The 2,562-nt window shown below is 54.5% G+C and carries 1 protein-coding gene; it reads right to left on the bottom strand.

The window, feature by feature from the left end; all coding sequences use genetic code 11:
- Nucleotides 1-1,291: 1,291 nt before the first annotated feature.
- On the bottom strand, nt 1,292-2,278 hold the full coding sequence (locus CUC44_RS20655) for a helix-turn-helix transcriptional regulator (protein WP_167388974.1): 987 nt from the start codon (nt 2,276-2,278) through the stop codon (nt 1,292-1,294).
- Nucleotides 2,279-2,562: the final 284 nt, after the last annotated feature.

Raw genomic sequence — 2,562 nt, 5'->3', positions numbered from 1 at the left:
AAGCCCAGTCGAAAGACTGGGTTTTTTTCGTTTCTGCTATCTGAAAACTCAGCGCTTTGTACCCTCACTATCGGTCAGTGGCAAGTTCCTGCCCCTGTAGCCACTCGCAAGAGGCTTGCCCCTCTTCGTCTCCGCCTTCTAGCGTTCCCTTTATCTATTTACTCTCGCGGTGAGGCATACGCTGCCACTCGACCCATGTTCGAGAGCAAGCTCAGGACGAGATAGCCACAGAGCCCATTTAACCGTTGTCTTCCGAGGTAGGGATACTTCAGGAGCTCCGCATACCTGATGCCATTCCAGGCTCCTGGGTAGTTTTGTAGCGACAACGACGACCCAGCGGTTATATCGGATGAAACTCTGCCTGGTGATGCTTGTGTGGAGGATTGATGAGGTGTGGTTGGCTACGGGCAGTGGATATGGGTAGTCGTTCTTGTAAACAGCGAATAAAAGAAAAGGGGACGGCGTCTGCCGTCCCCTCAAGTCATCTAGTCCAGTCCCTGAACTGCCATGCTCCCTGCAATCCTTGACTCTATCCTTTCCTTTGGAATTTCCCCTTCCCAATCCGTTGGGGTGTCCTGTGGCCATCCTAGCCTGGCAATCGCTCCTGATTGCTTCACCCTCTCCATCCTGGAGGTGTCCATTACCACATCCCGTGGTGTTCCTTGCGTCTTCCTGACAGATAATCGTCCTGATTATCTCGCTTCATCCTGAAGCCGTTCCTGTCGCCTCCGGCGAGGTTCCTTTCATCCTGAAGAGCGGCAATCCTACCACTCTGCCTCGTCCCGAGGTGTCCAACTACCGCATCCTGCGGCCGTCCTGTCATTCCTTGTGATAACCATCCGGGTTATCAACCTCATCCTGAGGTGTCCTGCCACATCCTGTGGCCTTCCCTGTTCAGGCGTCGTTTCTGCATCCTGCCGAAACTGCGCCGTCCTTGTGAGACCCATATTAAGGTAACCGCACAGTGGAACAAGGCGGGAGATGCGATCGGATGGAGTCCTGTGATGAATAATTATTGAACGGATGATATTAAAATAGTTACATATCAATGCGTTAAATGGTTTCCGTGGAAAGCATAATGCCATCTGGATGGCTTCACGTACGGTTCAACACTGAGGGGTCTTACAGGGGGAATGGCGGATCTCTCACAACCAAAAATCGGCAGGAAAACGATGGTACAAGTGGCTCAATCAGGGGTGTAAAGGTTCAAAACTATTTGAGTAAATATGCTGAAAAAGCAAACAAAAGCCGGGACGAATCCCGGCTCTTCATTATCAAGGATGATATTCGGTTAGCTAACCCGGCTGGTACCAGTCGGATATGCCTTGCGCAGTGACTCGGGGGCCAGCACTTCCAGGTTGCCGCTCATGTTGTTCAGCCAGGAGCGGAATTCCGGGGTGTCCTGCACCTCTGTCTCTACCACCACGCTGCGCTTGTCATAGCGGGTCATGCGCGGGTTGTGGCCCGGGATCTGGCCATCGATCAGGGTCGGGCAGTTGGCATCGATGCGGCCAACGAAGCGGATGGGACCGCTGACGTCCTGATAGCCTTGATCGCGGATCAGCTTCTGGATATTGAACTCCTTCGGCTGGGTCGCGCTGAAGTTGGTCAGCTCCACGTTCTTGATGTGATCGAACGGGATGCCGTAGACCTTGGGATCCAGCTCGGACAGGGTGCAGAGCAGCACGGGGCCGTCTGGCTGGTTCAGGATGCCGAGGGGATTGATGCGGTCATAGCAGAGCCACACGGTGCGCTCCTTGATGACGCGCTGGATCTCGGCGCTGAACTTGCGGCCACGCCACAGGGCATCGCGGATCAGGGTGCTGCGACGGATCTCCGGGTTGCCGGCGAAGGGGCGTGGCGACTGGTGCACGCTCTCGAGCCAGCGCTCCGCCAGTTCGCTCTGGCTGTCGCGGATCACCTGGCCAGCCTTGTCGACCAGGGGGTTCAATTCGGTCAGCACGCTCGCCGGCAACAGTTGGCTCGCCTGGTCACTCCAGGTTTTCAGGGCCACGGCCAGAGAGAGCGGCATGATGTTGGCAAAGTCGTTCAGACCGTGGCGCTCGAAGCACCAGCCGTGAGGCTTGCTGCGCTCATCAGAGGTGAGGTCGAACAGGCCCATGCCGGACATCTCTTCCAGGTCCCGTTGCACGGTACGCAGACTGACGTGTATGCCTTCCTCTTCCAGTTTTACCTGAAGTTGGCTGGCGGTCAGCTTGTAAGGGCGGTGCGGGATGCAACGCGCCAAGGTCAGTTGTCGTAACAGCTTCTTACTCATGGTGCATGCCTTCACTGGTTTAGCGTTGAGGTTATCCTAGCCAGCAGTTGCGACAGTCTATGTCGCAAGTTTTGCTGCGACAAGTGTCGCCATTTTCATACATGATTCGATAACTCACTGATAGAAATAATAAAATACGCCTCATAAGGAGTTATTTGAAGCCTTTTTTTCTTGAAAATAATCATGGACTCGAAGGAGGGATTGTCATGGTCAGGAAAAAATGGGTGAGAAGCGGCGCCATCAATGACAACGAGGAAGAAGAGAAGAGGGGGAAGAGAAGGGGG

Source organism: Aeromonas lusitana (genome assembly GCF_002812985.1).
GTDB classification, from domain to species: Bacteria; Pseudomonadota; Gammaproteobacteria; order Enterobacterales; family Aeromonadaceae; genus Aeromonas; species Aeromonas lusitana.
This window is presented reverse-complemented; position numbering and strand designations above follow the sequence as displayed.

What these genes read in the sequence shown, in the direction of transcription:
- CUC44_RS20655 (WP_167388974.1), bottom strand. Translation starts at nt 2,278, where the DNA reads ATGAGTAAGAAGCTGTTACGACAACTGACCTTGGCGCGTTGCATCCCG.